Origin of the sequence: Streptomyces sp. NPDC005017 (assembly GCF_042873115.1) — a bacterium.
In the GTDB taxonomy this organism is placed as follows: Bacteria; Actinomycetota; Actinomycetes; order Streptomycetales; family Streptomycetaceae; genus Streptomyces.
The window spans coordinates 1-17,211 of sequence record NZ_JBIALD010000051.1 but is presented as its reverse complement, the minus strand read 5'-3'; the positions used below and the strand labels follow the sequence as shown (position 1 = coordinate 17,211).

The 17,211-nt window shown below is 67.5% G+C and carries 15 protein-coding genes; 9 read left to right on the top strand and 6 right to left on the bottom strand.

Annotated features, from left to right (window positions below):
- Window positions 1-435: 435 nt before the first annotated feature.
- The 3 genes from ACFYR0_RS37545 (at window position 436) to ACFYR0_RS37535 (ending at window position 5,820) form a co-directional block, all read left to right on the top strand.
- On the top strand, window positions 436-2,934 hold the full coding sequence (locus tag ACFYR0_RS37545; protein WP_389338809.1) for a Helicase associated domain protein: 2,499 nt from the start codon (window positions 436-438) through the stop codon (window positions 2,932-2,934).
- A 292-nt stretch (window positions 2,935-3,226) separates the two neighbouring features.
- Entirely contained in the window at window positions 3,227-4,492 is a 1,266-nt protein-coding gene (locus ACFYR0_RS37540; RefSeq protein ID WP_386387506.1) for a ParA family protein, read from the top strand.
- On the top strand, window positions 4,489-5,820 hold the full coding sequence (locus ACFYR0_RS37535) for a ParB/RepB/Spo0J family partition protein (RefSeq protein WP_389338805.1): 1,332 nt from the start codon (window positions 4,489-4,491) through the stop codon (window positions 5,818-5,820). The genes ACFYR0_RS37540 and ACFYR0_RS37535 overlap by 4 nt, the downstream gene beginning before the upstream one ends.
- 183 nt (window positions 5,821-6,003) lie before the next feature.
- On the opposite strand, the gene ACFYR0_RS37530 is transcribed toward ACFYR0_RS37535, so the two are convergent.
- Complete coding sequence (locus ACFYR0_RS37530) at window positions 6,004-7,161, bottom strand: RNA-guided endonuclease InsQ/TnpB family protein (protein ID WP_389338802.1); 1,158 nt, start codon at window positions 7,159-7,161, stop codon at window positions 6,004-6,006.
- Window positions 7,162-7,184: 23 nt separating this feature from the next.
- On the opposite strand from ACFYR0_RS37530, the gene tnpA reads away from it, so the two are divergent.
- Window positions 7,185-7,613 carry an IS200/IS605 family transposase gene (gene tnpA, locus ACFYR0_RS37525; protein ID WP_389338799.1) on the top strand — a complete coding sequence of 143 codons (429 nt, stop codon included), beginning with the start codon at window positions 7,185-7,187 and terminating at the stop codon, window positions 7,611-7,613.
- A 319-nt stretch (window positions 7,614-7,932) separates the two neighbouring features.
- Here tnpA and ACFYR0_RS37520 read toward each other — a convergent pair whose 3' ends face one another.
- The 3 genes from ACFYR0_RS37520 to ACFYR0_RS37510 form a co-directional block, all read right to left on the bottom strand.
- Window positions 7,933-8,244 carry a replication initiation protein, RepL2 gene (locus ACFYR0_RS37520; RefSeq protein ID WP_386387509.1) on the bottom strand — a complete coding sequence of 104 codons (312 nt, stop codon included), beginning with the start codon at window positions 8,242-8,244 and terminating at the stop codon, window positions 7,933-7,935.
- The gene (locus ACFYR0_RS37515) at window positions 8,241-8,693 is read right to left on the bottom strand and encodes a MarR family transcriptional regulator (RefSeq protein ID WP_386387511.1); all 453 of its coding nucleotides are present in this window, start codon (window positions 8,691-8,693) and stop codon (window positions 8,241-8,243) included. Before ACFYR0_RS37515 ends, ACFYR0_RS37520 begins: the two co-directional genes overlap by 4 nt.
- A gap of 638 nt (window positions 8,694-9,331) precedes the next feature.
- Window positions 9,332-9,904, bottom strand: coding sequence for a transcriptional regulator (locus ACFYR0_RS37510; RefSeq protein WP_389338794.1), 573 nt, complete (start codon window positions 9,902-9,904; stop codon window positions 9,332-9,334).
- Window positions 9,905-10,714: 810 nt separating this feature from the next.
- On the opposite strand from ACFYR0_RS37510, the gene ACFYR0_RS37505 reads away from it, so the two are divergent.
- Both ACFYR0_RS37505 and ACFYR0_RS37500 read left to right on the top strand, forming a co-directional pair.
- On the top strand, window positions 10,715-12,106 hold the full coding sequence (locus ACFYR0_RS37505; protein ID WP_389338791.1) for a phage/plasmid primase, P4 family: 1,392 nt from the start codon (window positions 10,715-10,717) through the stop codon (window positions 12,104-12,106).
- The gene (locus tag ACFYR0_RS37500) at window positions 12,103-12,504 is read left to right on the top strand and encodes a DUF6009 family protein (RefSeq protein WP_389338788.1); all 402 of its coding nucleotides are present in this window, start codon (window positions 12,103-12,105) and stop codon (window positions 12,502-12,504) included. Before ACFYR0_RS37505 ends, ACFYR0_RS37500 begins: the two co-directional genes overlap by 4 nt.
- A gap of 26 nt (window positions 12,505-12,530) precedes the next feature.
- Here ACFYR0_RS37500 and ACFYR0_RS37495 read toward each other — a convergent pair whose 3' ends face one another.
- Complete coding sequence (locus ACFYR0_RS37495; protein WP_389338785.1) at window positions 12,531-13,298, bottom strand: SDR family oxidoreductase; 768 nt, start codon at window positions 13,296-13,298, stop codon at window positions 12,531-12,533.
- A gap of 194 nt (window positions 13,299-13,492) precedes the next feature.
- On the opposite strand from ACFYR0_RS37495, the gene ACFYR0_RS37490 reads away from it, so the two are divergent.
- Together ACFYR0_RS37490 and ACFYR0_RS37485 are read left to right on the top strand one after the other, a co-directional pair.
- Complete coding sequence (locus ACFYR0_RS37490) at window positions 13,493-14,221, top strand: HAD family hydrolase (protein ID WP_389338782.1); 729 nt, start codon at window positions 13,493-13,495, stop codon at window positions 14,219-14,221.
- A gap of 312 nt (window positions 14,222-14,533) precedes the next feature.
- Window positions 14,534-15,199 (top strand): ScbR family autoregulator-binding transcription factor, encoded by a 666-nt coding sequence (locus ACFYR0_RS37485; protein ID WP_386387519.1) that lies wholly within the window; start codon window positions 14,534-14,536, stop codon window positions 15,197-15,199.
- A 177-nt stretch (window positions 15,200-15,376) separates the two neighbouring features.
- Here ACFYR0_RS37485 and ACFYR0_RS37480 read toward each other — a convergent pair whose 3' ends face one another.
- Window positions 15,377-16,366, bottom strand: a complete 990-nt coding sequence (locus ACFYR0_RS37480; RefSeq protein WP_389338778.1) for a ScbA/BarX family gamma-butyrolactone biosynthesis protein — start codon at window positions 16,364-16,366, stop codon at window positions 15,377-15,379.
- Window positions 16,367-16,729: 363 nt separating this feature from the next.
- Between ACFYR0_RS37480 and ACFYR0_RS37475 the strand changes: the two genes are divergently transcribed.
- The gene (locus ACFYR0_RS37475; RefSeq protein WP_386387523.1) at window positions 16,730-16,918 is read left to right on the top strand and encodes an acyl-CoA carboxylase epsilon subunit; all 189 of its coding nucleotides are present in this window, start codon (window positions 16,730-16,732) and stop codon (window positions 16,916-16,918) included.
- Window positions 16,919-17,211: the final 293 nt, after the last annotated feature.

Sequence of the window (17,211 nt, the reverse complement as noted above, 5' to 3'; positions counted from 1 at the left end):
GCGCGCGCTTCGCTCCGCGAAGACGACGCGCCGCCGCTACGCGGCGGGTACCATCCGGCGCTCCGCGCCGGATGCGCCGGGACTCCGTCCCGCCTGCCGGACCACTCCGTGATCCGGCGATCCGGCTGACGCCGGATCAAGCCGTACTGGCCTGCTCCGCAGTCCGGTACGGCAACTGACGCACGCTCCGCGCGCGTCAGAGGCTGGCTGGGCAGCGGGTAGCCGCGCTTGTTCCGGGGTCGGTGAATCTCTGGCGTATGCGGTCTCTGATATAAGCCGGTGTGTCATTTTGAGATCTAGGCTAGACTCTGGGCTCAGAGAACAACACCGATGCCCTTGCGGCATGAGCCCAAGTGCCTGCAGAGAAGCATGCGTATCGGTGACTGGTGAATCTCCGTCACTTGCCGTACCTGGGTGGATGAAAAGGACTCTCTGATGCCGAAAATCGAGTTGAGGCCTCATCAGGTAGAGGCAGTGGACGGCGTCATGCGTCATTTGCAGACTCCTCCTGGCGGACACATGCCTCCCGAAGGACTTCGGACACAGGTAATTGCCGCGACAGGGTCCGGTAAAACCCTGATCGCCGTGGAGTCCGCACGGCAGCTGTCCGCCTGCCGCGTCCTGGTCCTGGTGCCCACCTTGGACCTGCTGACACAGATGGCCGCCGCCTGGCGCCAGGGCGGCCGGCGCGGAGCAATGGTCGGGGTGTGCTCACTGCGTGCCCAGGACAGCGACGGCATCCCCTGCACCACCGACCCGGGCGAACTGGCCGACTGGCTCCAGGACCTGGAGACGGTGACGGTGTTCGCGACCTACGCGGCCGTCGGCCTGGGCATCCTGCAGCGCGCGCACGAGGCCGGGCTGGGCGTGTGGGACCTCATGGTCGTTGACGAGGCGCACCGCACGAGTGGTGATGCGGGCAAGCCGTGGGCGGCCGTACACGACCAGGCACGCATCCCGGCCGTGCGACGGCTGTACATGACCGCAACGGCGCGGGTGTGGGAGGCCGAGGGAGACATGCCGCGGCTGGTCGCGAGCATGGACGAGGACGGCCCCGTGTTCGGGCCCGTCGCTTACAAGCTGAGGCTGTCGGAAGCCATCCAGCGCGGGCTCGTCGCCCCGTACCAGGTCGTCTGCCTGGATATCCGCGACCCGGAGCTGCACACCGCGATCGCCGTCGGGTCGGCCGGCTCCGACTCCGTGCGCGGGGCACGGCTCGCCGCGCTGCAGACCGGGCTGCTCACCGCCGCCGCGAAAGAGCGGCTGCGCCGTGTGCTGACGTTCCACAGCCGGGTTGCCGAGGCCGAAGCCATGGCGACAGGCGTGCCCGGGGTCGCGGCGCGGCTGCGGGCCGAGGACCCCGAGGCGTTCCCGCCCGCGGAGCGGGTGTGGGCAGACTGGCTGTACGGCGAGCACACCGCCGGCCATCGACGCCAGGTGCTCGATGAGTTCGCCTCCGATTTCATTGCCGACCATGCCGGCGGTGATTCGGATATTCCGGCTGCATTGCGGGTTCTCAGTTCCGTGAAGGTTCTCGGTGAAGGCGTCGACACCGCGAACTGTGACGCGGTCGCCTTCTGCGATGCACGCGGCTCCATGGTCGACATCGTGCAAATGGTCGGACGGGCACTGCGTATCCAGCCCGGAAGAGGAAAAATCGCCACCCTCGTGGTCCCCGTATTCCTTGCACCAGGCGAGGAAGCAGGGGAAATGCTGACCTCAGACGCTTACGGCACCCTCGCGAAGGTCCTCGGAGCCCTGCGCGCACACGACACCGACACCATCGAAGCCCTCGCCGACCCCCGCCCCCGCAGCGGCCGCTACGAGCATCCCGAGGAACACGAGAACAGCGCGCACCAGGAACTGGATCTGGATCAGGTGGGCGGCGAAGACGCGGGCGCTGCCCGGCCGGCCGCAAGAGGGCTGCTGCGTTTCAGCGAGGAACGCGATCCCGTGGCCATCGCGCAGTTCGTCAGACTGCGGGTCATCGACCCGGAGAAGACGTACTGGCGGCGCGGTCTCGCGGCCGCCAGCCGATGGCTGCGCGAGAGCGGTGGCAGGCAACTGCGTGTGCCCTACGAGTACCGGGTCCCGGACGACGGCGCCGGGACGGCCGCCGGGTTCCCGCTCGGAGTATGGCTGGCCGACCAGCGGCGCTACTACAACTCCGGCGACCTCGACGCCCTCCGCGTCGAGGAACTGGAAGCGCTGGGAATGGTGTGGTCACACCACGACATCGCCTGGGACGAAGGCCTCGCCGTCGCCCGTTCCTACGCCGCCGCGCACGGACACCTCCTCCCGCCCACCCACGCCGTCTGGGGCGACGGCTACCCCATCGGTGTATGGGTCAAGAACCAGCGAGCCGCCGCCCGCAAGACCTGGCAGAACACCGGACGGCGTGCCGCGGGCGAGAGCGTCTCCTACACCGGAGAACTCCCCGAAGGCCGCCTGAAAGCCCTGGAGGACATCGATGCGGGCTGGTGCCCCATGGGGTGGGACATCGCCTGGCAGCGCGCCTTCCACCTCACACGCACCCACCTGGAGACCGGCGGCACCCTCGCCCCGGCCACGGGTGAGGTCCTCGTCCAGGGCGAAGACCTCGGCGCCTGGACCACAGCACAGCGGCTCGGGTGGGACAAGCTGCTGCCCGCCCAGCAATGGCTCCTCGAAAGCGTCATCGGACTCCAGGCCGCGGGCGACGACGAGCAGCCCAAGCGGCGGAGCCAGGACGACAAATGGGCCATCAACCTTGCCGCGGCCCGCCAGTACCACACACGCGAAGGCCACCTCGCCGTACCCAGACACCACACCGAACAACTCAACAACGGCGTGGAGATCCGCCTCGGGCAATGGCTTTCCAACACCCGCCGCAGAGCCACACGACTCACCGAACAACGACAAAACGACCTCAACACCCTCGGCATGAAGTGGTAGACCCTGCAGGCCGATGGGCTCAGTTCTCGGTCTGAGCCGGGAGAATCCGGCGCGCGGCGGTTCCGCTGCCTGGGCCAGTGCGCTCACTGAAGCCGAGCGCGGGCTCGTCGGCACGGCCGCGGAGGGAGCTCAGTACCTGCCCTAGCGGCGGGGGTGATTACGGCGTAATCACCCCCGCCGCTCGAGGATGGGTGGAGGGATGGGGTGATTACGGCGTAATCAGGATGGTGAAGTTGGGGTTGCTAACGTGTCGGGGTGGGAGGTGATCTTGGACGTTAGTATGGTGTCTTCCATGAGTTCGCCAGTCACCCCTAGCGACCGGGAGAAGGTCGTTTCGAAGCTGCCGGGATGGCTCCGGCAGAGTCTGAAGGTCAGAGCCGCGCAGTGCGGGGTTGAGATTCAGGCGGCTGTGGAGGCAGGGGTCCGGGAGTGGTGCTCCCTGGCCTCGGCCACCGCGGCCGTCGATACCGCTGGGGCCGATTCCTTCGCCACGTTTCTGCCGTCCGGGCAGTGGGAGGAGTTCCGGCAGGTTGCCGCCGATCGGCGGGTTTCCCTGATTCAGGGGCTCGCCCAGTCCGTGCAGTTGTGGCTCGACACCCATCCGGCGCCCGAGGTGAAGCGGCCGGCCGTGACTCGGCGGTTCGTGGTCTGCAATCAGAAGGGCGGAGTGGGGAAGACCGCCATCACCGCCGGACTGGGAGAGGCCCTCTCCGAGGACTCCAACTCACTGCACCCTGTGCGTGTGGCCAAGGCCCTTGCTCTTGCCCTTCGTGCGAGTGAGGAGTCGGGGGACCAGGGCGCGGCCGTGGAGGATCCGCTCGATGTGGAGAACCTGCCCGGGCCGGGACTTCGAGTGCTGCTCGTCGACTTCGATCCGCAGTGCCATCTGACCAACCAGCTGGGTGCCACTCCCCTGCCCATGACCGGCGACAGCCTCACCAATCACATGGCCGGGGACGCCAAGGGCGAGCTGCGGGATCTCGTCGTGTCCATCGATGAGGACGTCTTCGGGGGGCGGTTGCATCTGCTGCCCGCCTGTCATGACGCGTTCCTGCTTGATGTGCGGCTGTCCGCGGTGCGGGCTCGGGAGGCTGCGCTGGAGCGGGCGCTCGCTCCGCTGGAGAGTGATTACGACGTAATCATCGTCGACTGTCCGCCGAGCCTCGGGCTCAGCATGGACGCGGCCGCCTACTACGGGCGGCGGCGAAGCGGGGAGGCGCCCGGGCAGTCGGGGGCGCTCATCGTCGTGCAGGCCGAGGACAGTTCGGCCGACGCCTATGAGTTGCTCACCTCGCAGATCGACGACCTGCGGGGGGACCTTCAGGTAGACATCGACTACCTCGGGATCGTCGTGAATCTGTATGACTCGCGGCGTGGGTACATCGCCACCTCGTCCCTGCAGGGGTGGGTGGACATAAAGGATCCTCGGGTCGTGGGAGTGATCGGGGATCTGAAGGAGCAGAAGGAAGCCGTCCGCGTGAAGAAGCCTCTGCTGTCTTACGCGCCCAAGTCTCAGCAGGCCGTCGGGATGCGTGCGTTGGCTCGGGAGGTCCTGTGAGCAAGGCCGATCGGCTCGGTGCCGGGCGGTTCGGTGGGGGAGTGCGGCCCGTCAGCGCGCGGCGGCAGGCCGTGGCCGCGGCCACAGGGGTTCCTACTGATGGCGTTGCCCCGCCCAGCGAGCTTCCTGTTCACCGGGTCAGTCCCAACCCCGACAACCCGCGTTCCACGCTGGGCGATCTGACGGATCTGGCCGGGAGTCTGCAGACTCATGGGCAGAAGCAAGCCATCACTGTCATGAACCGGGACGCCTACGTCAAGGCCAACCCCGCGCATGAGTCCGCGCTGGAGCCCGACACCACGTATGTCGTCGTCGACGGCAGCAGCCGGCTGGCCGCCGCCCGTGAGGCCGGACTGGCCACGATCAAGGTCATGGTCAGTGACGACCAGGGGAGCACCTCCGAGGAGCTGCTGGAGTCCGCACTCGTCGCGAACATCCACCGGCAGGACCTCGAGGAACTCGACGAGGCCCGGGCCCTTCAGCGGTTGCTCGCCATCCATGGCAGTCAGCGGGCGCTTGCCAAGCGGCTGCATCGGTCACAGGGGTGGGTCTCGCAGCGCCTCGCCCTGCTGCATCTCACACCCGAGCTTCAGGCTCGTATCGGCGAGGAGCCCATCGATCTGCTGCGTGCTGTGGGCAACAAGCCTGCCGAGGAGCAGGAAGCGGCCCTGGAGCAGCTCAAGCAGCAGAAGGAGCTCAAGGGGAGGGGGGCTGGGGGAGAAGGTCGTCCTTCTGAAGCCGCAGCTGGGGCTGGCGAGGCCGCCCCAAGTGATTACGGCGTAATCACCGACCCTTCGAGTAGTCCTACGCCCGTCCCGTCGGCCGATCCCTCGGGGCAAGCTGCCGACGCGAGTGATTACAGCGTAATCACTCCTCGGGCTGGACGAGAGGGCGGCGCTGAGAAGGGCTCCGGTGATTACGGCGTAATCACCGGGCGGGCTGACAGTGAGGGCGTCGGTGACGGTGGTGGCGTCGCCGAGGTGGTGGGTGGGGAGGCGCAGGGTGATTACGACGTAATCACTCGCGACCCGGTTCAGGGGGCTCAGGGTGATTACGGCGTAATCACCGGGGGCTCTGCTTCGGCGGTCGACGGGGTGCCTGAGCCTCGTGGGGAATCCGGTGTGGGGGAGGAGCTGCGGGGGCGGCCGGTGCCGTTCGATCAGCCTGGGGCGCTGGCGATGCTGCTGAACGCCAAGGTGGGCAGTGACGAACTGTTCTTCGATCTGCTGCGGTTTCTGAGCATGCGGGCTCTGGAACGGGATCCTGCTCGGCTGGGGGAGTTGGCCGAGGGGTTCGTCGAGGCGGCTCGGGCTCGGGCTGACGGCTGAGCGGAGTAGACGGGGTTGCGCGAACGCCCCTCGTGGAGTCGTGTCATGAGGGGCGCTCCGCTCGTCCGGAGAGAGCAGGGTCTGGATCTGGGTGGGACGTCAACTTGACCCGGTCCTAAAGGGACCGGGCTTGGAGGTAGTGCCCGGCTGGCTGCCGGGTGGACTCCTCCGTCCAGACACCCCTTACGGGGTGGCAGGGACGCGTGACTCACGCCCCGCATCCCACACCACGACGCCACGCTGGGCGATGTTGTGGGAAGCATTCCGGTCCGCGTGGGCAACGACCCCGCAGTTCCGGCAGACGAAGAGGGACTGGCCGACCCGGTTCTTCTTGTCGACGTGGCCGCACTCGCAGCACGTCTGTGAGGTGTAGGCGGAATCGACGTGGACCAGGGGCACGCCTGCGCGGCGTGCCTTGTAGACGATGAAGTCTGCGAGCTGGGCGAAGGCCCAGGAGTGGAGCGTGACCCGTTGGGGCTTGCGGAGCCGTACCCTCTGCCGGATGCCGCCCAGGTCTTCCAGGGCGATTCCGGCCGAGGTGCGTTCAGCCTCGGTCACGATGCGCTTCGCGATGATGTGGTTGGTGTTGCAGACATGGCGCCGCTCGCGCCGGCTGCGCTTCTTCAGCAGCCGCTTGGCGGACTTGGTGCCCTTGCGCTGAAGCTTGGTGCGCAGATCGCCGTGGCGTTGGCGGCGCCGGTTCACATCGCGCCCGGCGGCCTGGTAGCCGGTGGACGTGGTGGCGATATTGACGATGCCGAGGTCCACGCCGATGAACCCGTCCGGCTCGTACGTCTCGGCCTCGGGAACCTCGCAGGTGGCGATCAGATAGAACACGCCGTCGCGTTCCACCAGATCCGATTCGCCCTGCCGGTGCTCGCGCAGCATCTTCATGCCGTCGGCGGAGCAGATGAACCGCACACCCCGGATACGGCCGGCGGTGGTCCAGATGGACACCGTCCGCGCGTCGTACTGCCAGCTCAGACACCGGTCGTCGTACGGCTGGGCCGCCTCGGGACGAAAGGAGACGGGCTTGGACTCGGCCTTCCTGCGCCGCTTGGAGCCCGGTTTGCCGAGGTTCCCGGCCCTGAGGTTGGCCTTGAGCGTCGTGTAGGCGTCGCGGACCTTCTTGATGGTGTGCTGGGCGGCCTGCGCCCCCAGACCTTCGGCCTTGAGGCGCGGGTAGGTGTGCTTGCGCAGCTCGTACTCACGCGGCACCCCGCGGGCGAACGCCACTTCGGAGACCCAGCACGCCAGATCGTTGACCGTGCGCAGGGTCGCGGACAGCGCGGCGGCCTGCTCGGCCTGCGGTATCAGCTTCACCTGCACGGCGAGTTTCACGGGCGTGATCGTATCAATGCTCTATGTCACCACGCTGGGAGCCGAACCCCGACATCCGCAGGGGTAGAACAGTCGTCCACACCCTCCACGCGCATTTGGTCTTCACACCCAGGTACCGGCGCGGCCCGTTCACCGACGAGATCCTCCGGCGCTGCGAGGAGGTCATGCGGGCCGTGTGCACGGACTTCGACACCGAGCTGGTGGAGTTCAACGGCGGGCGTGATCACGTCCACCTGCTGGTGCACTACCCGCCCAAGGTCGCCATCTCGCGGCTAGTCGGCTCCCTCAAGGGCGTCTCCGCCCGCAGGCTCCGCCAGGAGTTCCCAGACCATATCCGTAAGTACCTGTGGGGTGAGCACTTCTGGTCGCCTTCGTACTTCGCCGCCTCGTGCGGCGGAGCACCGCTGGAAATCATCAAGGAGTACATCGAGAACCAGAAGCGACCCGGCTGAGGGCAACGGTGCAGGCCCGTGGGTCCCCGCGGGTCAGAGCGATCCGGAGAAGCGCTTCCTCCCGGGCGCGAACGCCCGGGGTTCCGCGCTAGATCAGGCTGAAGTCCGACACCCCCTCAGCGCGGCTGCGGGTGCTCGGAGGGCGTGTCGGCGCAGGGCTGCTTGTGCGCCAGTGCTGCCGAGCGAGGTCGCATCTGGACCGTCCTCGGCTGGTTGTTGAACGTGGGCGCAATGAAGGCGTCCCACAGACAGCTCCTCATTGACTTGGTGCTAATGAGGAACGCTCTGTGGGACGCCTTCATTGCGCCCAGGACAAGGATCAGGTTGCCCGGCGCAGGGGGACCACCACGTGCTCGCCGAGGGCCTTGGGGCTGAGGCGGTAGTACCGGATGTGGGCGAGCTTGTCCGACTCCTCGAGCCAGCCCGCTTCGATGACCTGCTTGCGGGTGCGGGAGAAGACGGGGGCGGACATGCCCACGAGGGCGGAGAGGTTCGCCGCGGTCTCGACGACGGCTCCGGCCCGGTCGGTCGGGTGCAGGGCGTAGAGCATGACGACAAGGCGCTGGTTGGCGGTCATGCCGGCCGTGGCCTTGAGCAGCTCCAGGTTCTTCTGCTTGTCGTCACTGGTCACTGGGCCTCCCACCGCGCAGGGGTCTTGTCGTCGAATCCAGGGATGTCCGGCGGGTTGCACGTCCTGACCGCTTCCCGCTGCTCCAGCCCTGTTCCGTGAAAGGCAATGTACGGGCTGATGCGGTACAGGTTGTAGTTGCCGATGCGTCCTCGCACCACCAGGATGCGGTGTTTGGCCAGCTTCCGGTTGATTTTCCCGACGGCGTCGCTGGACATTCCCACTCGTTTGGCGATGTCGGAACCTGTCGCACGCAGCGGGTTCATGCCTTCCGGCGAGACGCCGATCCACCACAGGACGAGGAACTTCTGACTCGGTGTGAACGCCTTCGACTCGGTGATCGCCTCGACACGCGTCTTGTCCACCTGGGTGTGCCGGCCTGCGAACGCGTACGGCGCATAGGGGACCGGCTCGCCTGTGTTGGCGTCGACCAGTCTGCGTACCGCTCCCAAAAGGGGCCTCCGTACACGGGTTGATGGGCAGTCGGAACACGGCCGCGAGGCCGACCTGATGAACCTAACGTACATGAGCACCAAGTCAATGAACTCGGTCCTCCCAGCCGTGTCGAAGTACCTTCCTCACTCGCCGAGGTCGCTTACGCATAAGGCGAAACAGCCCCGCGAACAGGGCTGTTGGGGCCTCCTCGGGGGCCTTTGCTCATTGACGTGAGAGCAATCTAGGCAGTTCCTAGGAACTGCCACCCAGTTCCTAGGAACTGGGTCTCCTAGGACGTTTCCGCAGGTCAGTGGGTATCTGGGCGTTGCGCTCTCTTACATCGTCAACTGACCGTCCGTAGCTGGCCGATGTGATGGGGACTTACTGCCGCCACGTCTGAACCTGTGCCCTCGAAAGTCCGCCACGACGGCGCTGCACGCGGTCGTTCAGGCGCGCGTGTGCCTCCAGCAACCACGTTCCGGTATCAGCCACGCTTCAAGGAAGTTTTGAGCGACCCCGGCCTGTAGGCCGCCGATGCTGAGGGGGCTCCAGGGGTCCTGTGGCGTAGGTCCGGGCACCGAGACCTATCGATGCCCGGCTGCGCGAACACAGCGGCCTGTGAGGGCCGTTAAAGGAGTGCTTTGAGAGGGCTGGGTCAGGCCGCGAAGCCGATGTTGGTGACGTACTCGTACTGGCCCCACTGTGAACCGAGGTCGACGATGCGGTCGACCCAGGCCTCGTCGAGGGCCTCGGTGTCGTCGGCAGCCCAGGCATCGACGATCCGGTCCCACTGGCGGATGTTGAGTGTGCGGAACTCAACGAAGCGCTGCCTTGGGCGGGAGACCTGGGACTGGTTGAGGGGGTGGATCTCCACCCGGGTGCCGCGGCCCTCGCGGTTGAGGCGTGCCAGCAGGTAGCGGGCGACGTTGTGGCGACGGACCGCGCGGTAGGCCGCGTCGACGCGTTCGAGGTTCTTCTGGGTGGGGGTGCGCTTGCCGTCCAGCCAGGCCTTGAGAGTGCGGTCGGTGACCGTCAGGCCCGCCTCCCGGGCAGCTGCGCGGGCGTGCTCGGTGCGGGTGAGGTAGTGCAGCCGGGCCAGCAGCCCGCGGCGGGTGGTCACGGGGGTGGCGATATAGCCGGCGAGGGCGTCGAGGCGGCGGGCGACGGCCTCGTGCCCCCTGATGCCGCGGGCACCGTACTTGCCGAAGTCCTGGTTGCGCTCTGGCATGTGGGCCTCCCTCCCTCGTCACACGGACAGCTGCGGGTCTCAGTATTCCGGATGAGTGTCCGCATCCGGCCCAGCGACTGAAGCGACCGAGGCTCCGACATGGAGGAAAGGTTTCGCCAACAGTTGATCAAGTGTCGCTGGAGGGTTGGTGGAGCCTCCCCAGCGACCGAGCGACTGAAGAACAGCGACTGAGCATTCCTTGGGTCGCTGTGAGTCGCTTGAGGAAATCCCAGGTCAGAGCGTCGCGCTCCCCAGATCAGCGACTGAAGCGACTCAGCGACTGGGTATATGAAGAGCAACGCGTGTGCGCGTGTATGCGCGTGCGTATGCGCGTGTGGGCGTTATATATAGAGTCGCTGAGTCGCTTCAGTCGCTGTTTTGATAGCTTCACCCCTTCTGACCTGCGCTTTTATGCAGCGACTGAAAGAGCGACTGAAGGGCTTCAGTCGCTGCCCTTCAGTCGCTGAGTCGCTGAGAGGCCGTCGGACGGACGTCCGGGAGGCGAAGTCGGCTTGAATCCGGTATCCACAGGCGCACCACCCTGAGCGTCCGCTTCGTTAATCTGTGTTGGTCGTTCAGTCGCTTCGGTCGCTCACGGGGGGTGCAGATGACTGCTGAGCTGCGGAAATCGCACGGTGGCTTGAGGCTCTCCGCGTCAAGGTCCGGGGAAGTGCGGGGTCGAGGGTGACCTCAGGGCACGACGACGCACTTTTCGCCTTCGACAGCACGAGGGCCGCCGCACGTACTCTCGACCGGGCGGTGCCGCTTCCTCGTTCGAGTCAGAATCCGGTCGACAGTGTCCAGGTACCGATGGAGGCCGAGGCCGACGGACTGCTGCCGGACACCCTCAGCGACCGTGGCAACGCCAAGCTGTTCGTGAAGCTCTATGCCAACGACTACAAGCACGTGCCCGGCCTCGGCTGGTTCCGCTGGGACCGCACCCGCTGGCAGCCGGACGACGACGACACGATGATGTGGGCGGCCGGAGACCTGGCCGAGTCCATCGCCACGTCCGATCCGCGAGGTGTGTACACAGAGAGGGCGCTCCAGCAGCACCGCCGCCGTTCGCTGAGCACCAGCGCCATGACGGCGATGCTCGTCCAGGCGCGTTCGGCTCCCGGCATGGTGATGAACGCGTCGCTGCTGGACGCCGATCCGTACGCCTTGTGCACCCCGGCGGGCATCGTCGATCTGCGTACCGGGCTCGTCAGGGCGCCGCAGCCGCACAAGGACTTCCACTCGCGTCGCACGACCGTCTCACCGGAGCCGATGCCCACCCCGCGCTGGGACCGGTTCCTGACCGACACCTTCGGTGAGGGGCCCGACTGCGCGGAGATGATCGACTTCCTGCACCTGCTGCTGGGCTACTCCATCACCGGCGACGTCGGCGGCCAGGTGATGCCGTTCCTGTTCGGCTCGGGCAAGAACGGCAAGTCGGTGCTCCTGGACGTGGTGATGAAGCTGATAGGCGACTACGCGGACGTCGCACCTCCCGGGTTCCTGATGGCACGCCCGTACGAGGGGCACCCCACCGACCTGGCCGAACTGCACGGCAGGCGGATCATCGTGTGCAGCGAGGTCAAGCCGGGGGACCGGTTCGACGAGGCACGGGTGAAGCTGCTGACGGGGGGCGACCGGATCAAGGCGCGGCGGATGCGGCAGGACTTCTTCAGCTTCTCGCCGACGCACAAGCTGTGGCTGCTGGGCAACCACCGGCCCGAGGTGGGCACCGGCGGCTTCGCGTTCTGGCGGCGGATGCGCCTGCTGCCGTTCGAGCGGGTGGTGCCGGACCAGCGGAAGATCGACAACCTCGCGGACATCCTGGTGACCGAGGAAGGGCCCGGAATCCTCAACTGGCTGGTTCAGGGTGCCCGGCGCTATCTGAGCGGCGAGAAGGGCCTCAGCGGGCCTGAGCGGGTGCGTATCGCCACAACCGCGTATGCGGAGACGGAGGACCACACCGGTAGGTTCCTGGGCGAATGCTGCGTACTGGACACCGAACTGAGGGCGGAACAAACACAGTTGTACGCCGCCTACCGGACGTGGTGTCAGAATGAGGGCGCCCCGGCGATGTCGTCCCGGTCCTTCGCGGCCCGGGTCCGAGAACTGGTGAGGCTCGAGTCGCCGAAAGAGATGATTCTCTCCAACCAGCGCAAGTACTACCCGGGCATCGGACTGCTCGCCGACGAGGAGACTGCATGAGCTCTCTCATCGCAGAGGACGAGATCGTCCACGAGGTCGGCTTCGTCTGGCTGGAGGACATAGCCGGTCTCGACTACGTACGCCAGAGCCTCGACCGGCTGCCGACACGGCGGGGGCGGCCTGCCTACCACCGCGACGGCCGCATGGTCGGGTACGCGCTGCTGAGCCCGCGGGCGAAGCCCTCCCGGTCCTCGGGCACGTTCCGCCGCCGGGTGTTCTGGCTGCTGCCGCACGACCGGGACACCGCCCCGAAGGGCCTGTACGCCGCTGGAGCGCCCGCTGAGGCCGTGGACCCCCGCACCCTGGCTCCGGGCACCAAGGGCCGCAAGACGCCGCGCTCAGGCGGCGTACAGCAGCCCTCGGCGACACCGGAGCCGGACCTCACCCTGCCTCTGTGACCTGACCGGGAGGGCAACTGCCGGAACTACAGTCCTGTTCCGCCGGACGCGTCGATGCACTGCCCGGTCACCCAGCGGGAGTCCGGCGACGCCAGGAAGGCCACCACATCGGCGATGTCGCCCGGCTGTCCCATCCGGTCGAACACGGAGAACGCGGCGTGCACGGCCTCGGCTTCGGGCGTGGCCCAGCGCTGCTGGTTCAGGTCCGTCCGGACGAAGCCGGGCGCCACGCAGTTCACGGTGATCTGACGCGGCCCCAGTTCCTTGGCGAGCGTGCGGGTGAGGGTCTCCAGGGCTCCCTTGGCCATGGAGTACGCCAGCGAGGTCGGCAGGGCGACCCGGGTCGCGGCGGAGCTGATGTTGATGACCCGGCCGCTGCCGCGCAGCCGCCCCAGCCCCTCCTGCACGAGGAACAGCGGGGCCTTGGCATGAACGGCCATGAGCTGGTCGAAGTCCTGCGGGGTCACCTCGGACACCCCGCCCCGGACGTTGAAGCCGGCGTTGTTGACCAGGATGTCGAGCTCGGCCGGCTCTCCCATGTCGTGCAGTCCCGCGTCGAGCCGCTCGTAGACCGTACGGACGTCGTCGGGCACGCCCAGCGGCCCGTGCAGCGCGAAGGCGCGCCCGCCCTCGTAGGTGATCTGCTCGACGGTCTCGCGGGCCGAGGTCTCGTCGCTGCCGTAGTGCACGGCGACGAGCGCGCCGTCCGCCGCCAGGCGCCGGGCGATGGCCCGGCCGATTCCCCGCCCCGCGCCCGTGACCAGTGCCGTTCTGCCCTTCAACGTGCTGCTCATCGTTCCCCCCACGGTTATGAGCCCCTGTCTCGAGCGATACCGCTCAAGGATAGCTGTTGAAGAAACCGCACGTCCGGTTTATTGTCGAATACATGAGGCCTGCGCGGCCGGTGCAGTCGGCGCGGGCCGCTGACTTGCCCATCTGGCGCCGTGCGCATCCGTCGTACGGCCCGACGTTTAGAGGCGGTTCTGTGATGGCCTTGCGGCATCTGCGACTGATCGCGGTGAACATCGACGGGGTGTTGCTGAACGACACGTTCAGTCCGGTCATCCACCGGTTCGTGACGAGCCGTGGCGGCGTCTACACCGCCGAGCTGGAGCGGGCCGTGCTGTCGCAGACGCAGCTGCGGGCCGCGGCCGCCATGGGCGTTCCCGGTACGCCCGAGGAGGTCGTGCAGGAGTACTTCCGCGAGCGCCGGGCCTACCTCGAGCAGAACCCGGTCCGGGTCACCGAGGGCGCCGGCGCCCTGCTGGAGCGGCTGCGCGCCACCGGGGCCCAGCTGGTCTGCTACGGCGGTCTGGAGCGCGACCACTTCGAGCGCCACCTCGGCGCGTACGCGGACGCCTTCGACGAGCCTCTGTACGTCTGCACCGACGGCTTCCGCCCGGGTGTCCGGGAGATCGCCGAGGACGTCTTCGGGGTCCGCTGCGACGAGGCGCTGTTCATCGACGACGTGGCGAGGGTGGCCGAGGTCGCCCAGGAGCTCGGGGCGGCCTTCATCGGGCACCCGACGTCCTACGAGCACAGCTTCCAGCGCCAGCTGATGCGTCGGGCCGGGGTACGGCACATGGTCGGCTCGCTCGACGCGGTCGACGAGCGGCTGGTGCGGGCCGTGGACGCCGAGGCGGCGGAGGGCCGGCTGTGGACCGGATCGGCCGGGGTGCCGACGGCTTCCGGGAGTATGGTTCCTGTCGGCGCCTGACCTGGCCGGGGGACGATGAAAACAAGCCGGGAAACGTACAGGGTGGATGGTTTTTACGCCCTGCCGCCACAGAGTCCTCGGACGGCCCCACAGAGTTCCTCTGACCAGCGCGTTTCGGCTCCGTAGCGACGGGATACACGCCCTGTGACCGGGGTTGCACGGAGGATCAGGGGGCGAATACTGGGCGAACTCAAGCGCTGTCATTCCATCGACCAAGAGAATAAGGTACCTCTTGGACGGTTTGTTCTTGGTGCTCCGGTCTGCGGCTACGGCTCGTAGGACTCCGGTGCGGTTCAGGGAAAGGGAGGTCCCATGGCCCAGCAGGAACGTGCGGTCAGGACCCGTCGCGCAGTTCTGGAGGCCGCCGCGGTCGTCTTCGCGGAACACGGGTACACAGCGGCGACAGTCGCCGACATCCTCAAGACCGCAGGGGTGACCAAGGGAGCGCTGTACTTCCACTTCGACTCCAAGGAAGCGCTGGCCAAGGGGGTCCTGGAGCTCCAGACGGCCCAGGCGCTGCCCGAGCAGGAGGTCAAGCTCCAGGAGGTCGTGGACGTCGCGATGACGGTGGCCCACCGGCTGCGGCACGAGCCACTGCTGCGCGCGGGTGCCCGGCTCTCGTCGGACCCCGCCGGCATCAAGTACTACGGGAGCGCCTGGCCGCTCTGGGTCGACGTGCTCACCGAGGTCCTCGCCGAGGCGCACCGGCGGGGCGAGACGCTCTCCCACGTGGTGCCGCGTGAGGTCGCCGAGCTGGTCGTCAGCGCTTTCAACGGTGTACAGCTCTATGCCCAGTTGGAGACCGGCCTCGACGATGTCGAGTACCGGGCCTCGGTGCTGCTGAAGCACCTGCTGCCCTCCATCGCCTCTCCGGCGGTGCTGATGCGGCTGGACGTGGCTCCGGACCGGGGCGCCCGTGTGGTGCGTGCGGCGCTCGAAGCACTCGAGGCGCCCGAGCCGGAGCCGGCCCCGGCCTGACAACGGCCCGATCGGTCTGATTCACCCCGGGTGCCTTCGGGCACCCGGGGTCCTCGTCGTCCGGGAGCATCCTGGGCCCGCGGCGCATCGCAGGCGCCCCGGCCTTGAAGGCACCTGGGTTCTGAGGACATGCGGAAGCGGCTCAAGGGAACTTCTCCCTCGAGCCGCTTGCCTCGTTCAGGCGGTGGCCGGTGCCGCCGTGAGCGTCGAGGAGAAGACGATCTCGCCCTCCTGGCGTCCGGTCACGAGCACGCGCTCGCGGCCCTGCTCGTCGCGCGGCAGGGAGCACACCTCGACCAGGCACGGCTCGTCGAGCTCCGCGTAGCGCGTGAACTCGCTGGTGATGCCCACCGGCAGGCAGTCGCGGCCCAGGTAGGCGATGGCGGCCTGGCGGGCGGCCTCCAGCAGCACCATGCCCGGCACGTGGTCGACCGGGTGGTCGAAGAGCACGGGGTGCCTGGTGTCCACGCGCAGCTGCCAGCTGTCCTGCCCAGGCAGCGGGGAGAGCACGACGTCCGTCGGCGACAGCCGGGCCACGTCCTGCGGCGCGATGGGGCTCGTCAGCGGGATCGGCGCCACTCCCTCGCCGATCCGCGGGGTGCGCAGGCGCCGGTAGACGGCCGGAGCGAGGCAGGTGAAGGTGGCTCCCGCGGTCGCGACCTGCTGTCCGTCGCGGCGGATCACGGCATCGAAGTGCAGGCCCGAGATGTTGCGGCCGCGCCACTTGATGTCCGAGCAGGTGATGTCGATGACCACGGAGGCCGGCGCGCCGCCGATGAGCAGCTGCTCGGCGTCGATGTCGACCGACAGGTCCCACATGAGGAACTTGTGGTCGAGCGGGACGTCGAACTCCGCGTGCGCGAGGAGCAGTCCGGCCTGCCGGATCGTTTCAGCGACCAGAAGCGGATCGTGGAAGCCGTCGAGCGTGGCGAAGAAGCAGTGCAGCCGCGGCCACTGGGCGGTCACCGTGAAGTGCTGTTCGTCCAGGCGTGCCCAGTCGGTGAGCATCACCTCGGCGACGCTGGCACGGTGCACGAACTCCTTCGGGACCGTGGTGGTGAGACTCGGATAGCGAAGCGCTGTGGCCTGCTGTGGCATCGCCACGTCCCGCCCCGTGCGCCAGGTGTCGGGTACCGCGTGTTCGACACTGAACGTGCTCGCAGACATGTCTGTTCCCCCTGAGCGGCGTCGGCGTATTGGTGCTTCAGGACTCTCAGGCCTGTGAAGATACATACCACCCGGTTTACTTTCCAGCGGTAGGAAGCACTCCGCTACGACTACTTTCGGAACGCTGGCTTCCAGATCCAGTACCGGTACGGCCCTGTTGGAGCACAGCTGTCCCAGGTCGTCGCCTCAGCGGCCCACTGTTGACGCTACAGCGAAACCGACCGCTTGTGCGCGCGTAAAACCTTTGCCATGGAGCGCAGTTGGGGCGGGACACCGGTCCGGCCTCAAGTGATCCCTCAGTGCTTTTCGAGTGGTCCGGTCGACCCTGGCTCAAGCCTGCAGGGAGAGGAGGAGACGGGCTGGATGAAGAGCTCAGAAGCCGTACTCCGGGTGGAACGCGGAGCTGCCAGCGAGGAGGAACTGGCAGCTCTCGCCGTGGTGTTGCTGGCACTGCGGTCGCATCCCCCGGTGGAGCCCGAGCCGCCGCCGGCGCTCGGTTGGAGCTGGTGGGACGGGTCGGAGGACTACTCACCGCCCCTGGGTTGGCGGTGAGTCGACCGGTGTCCAAAACCTCTTCCACCACAGCTCAACCAAACCGTATAGGCGGTTTGATCATGTTCTCCATGGATCCGGGGCGGGATTCTCTCCTCAGTCCTGTCCCAGAAAGGGACCAGAGATGGCGATGACGACTGCCCCAGTACCGACGGAGCCGGGGCCGACGGACATTCGTGGTCACGTCGCCGAGCTGCGCGAGATTCGTGCGCGGGCGCTGGCCGGTCCGGGTGAGAAGGCGACGGCCGCGCAGCACGCCAAGGGCAAGCTGACCGCCCGGGAGCGGATCGGGC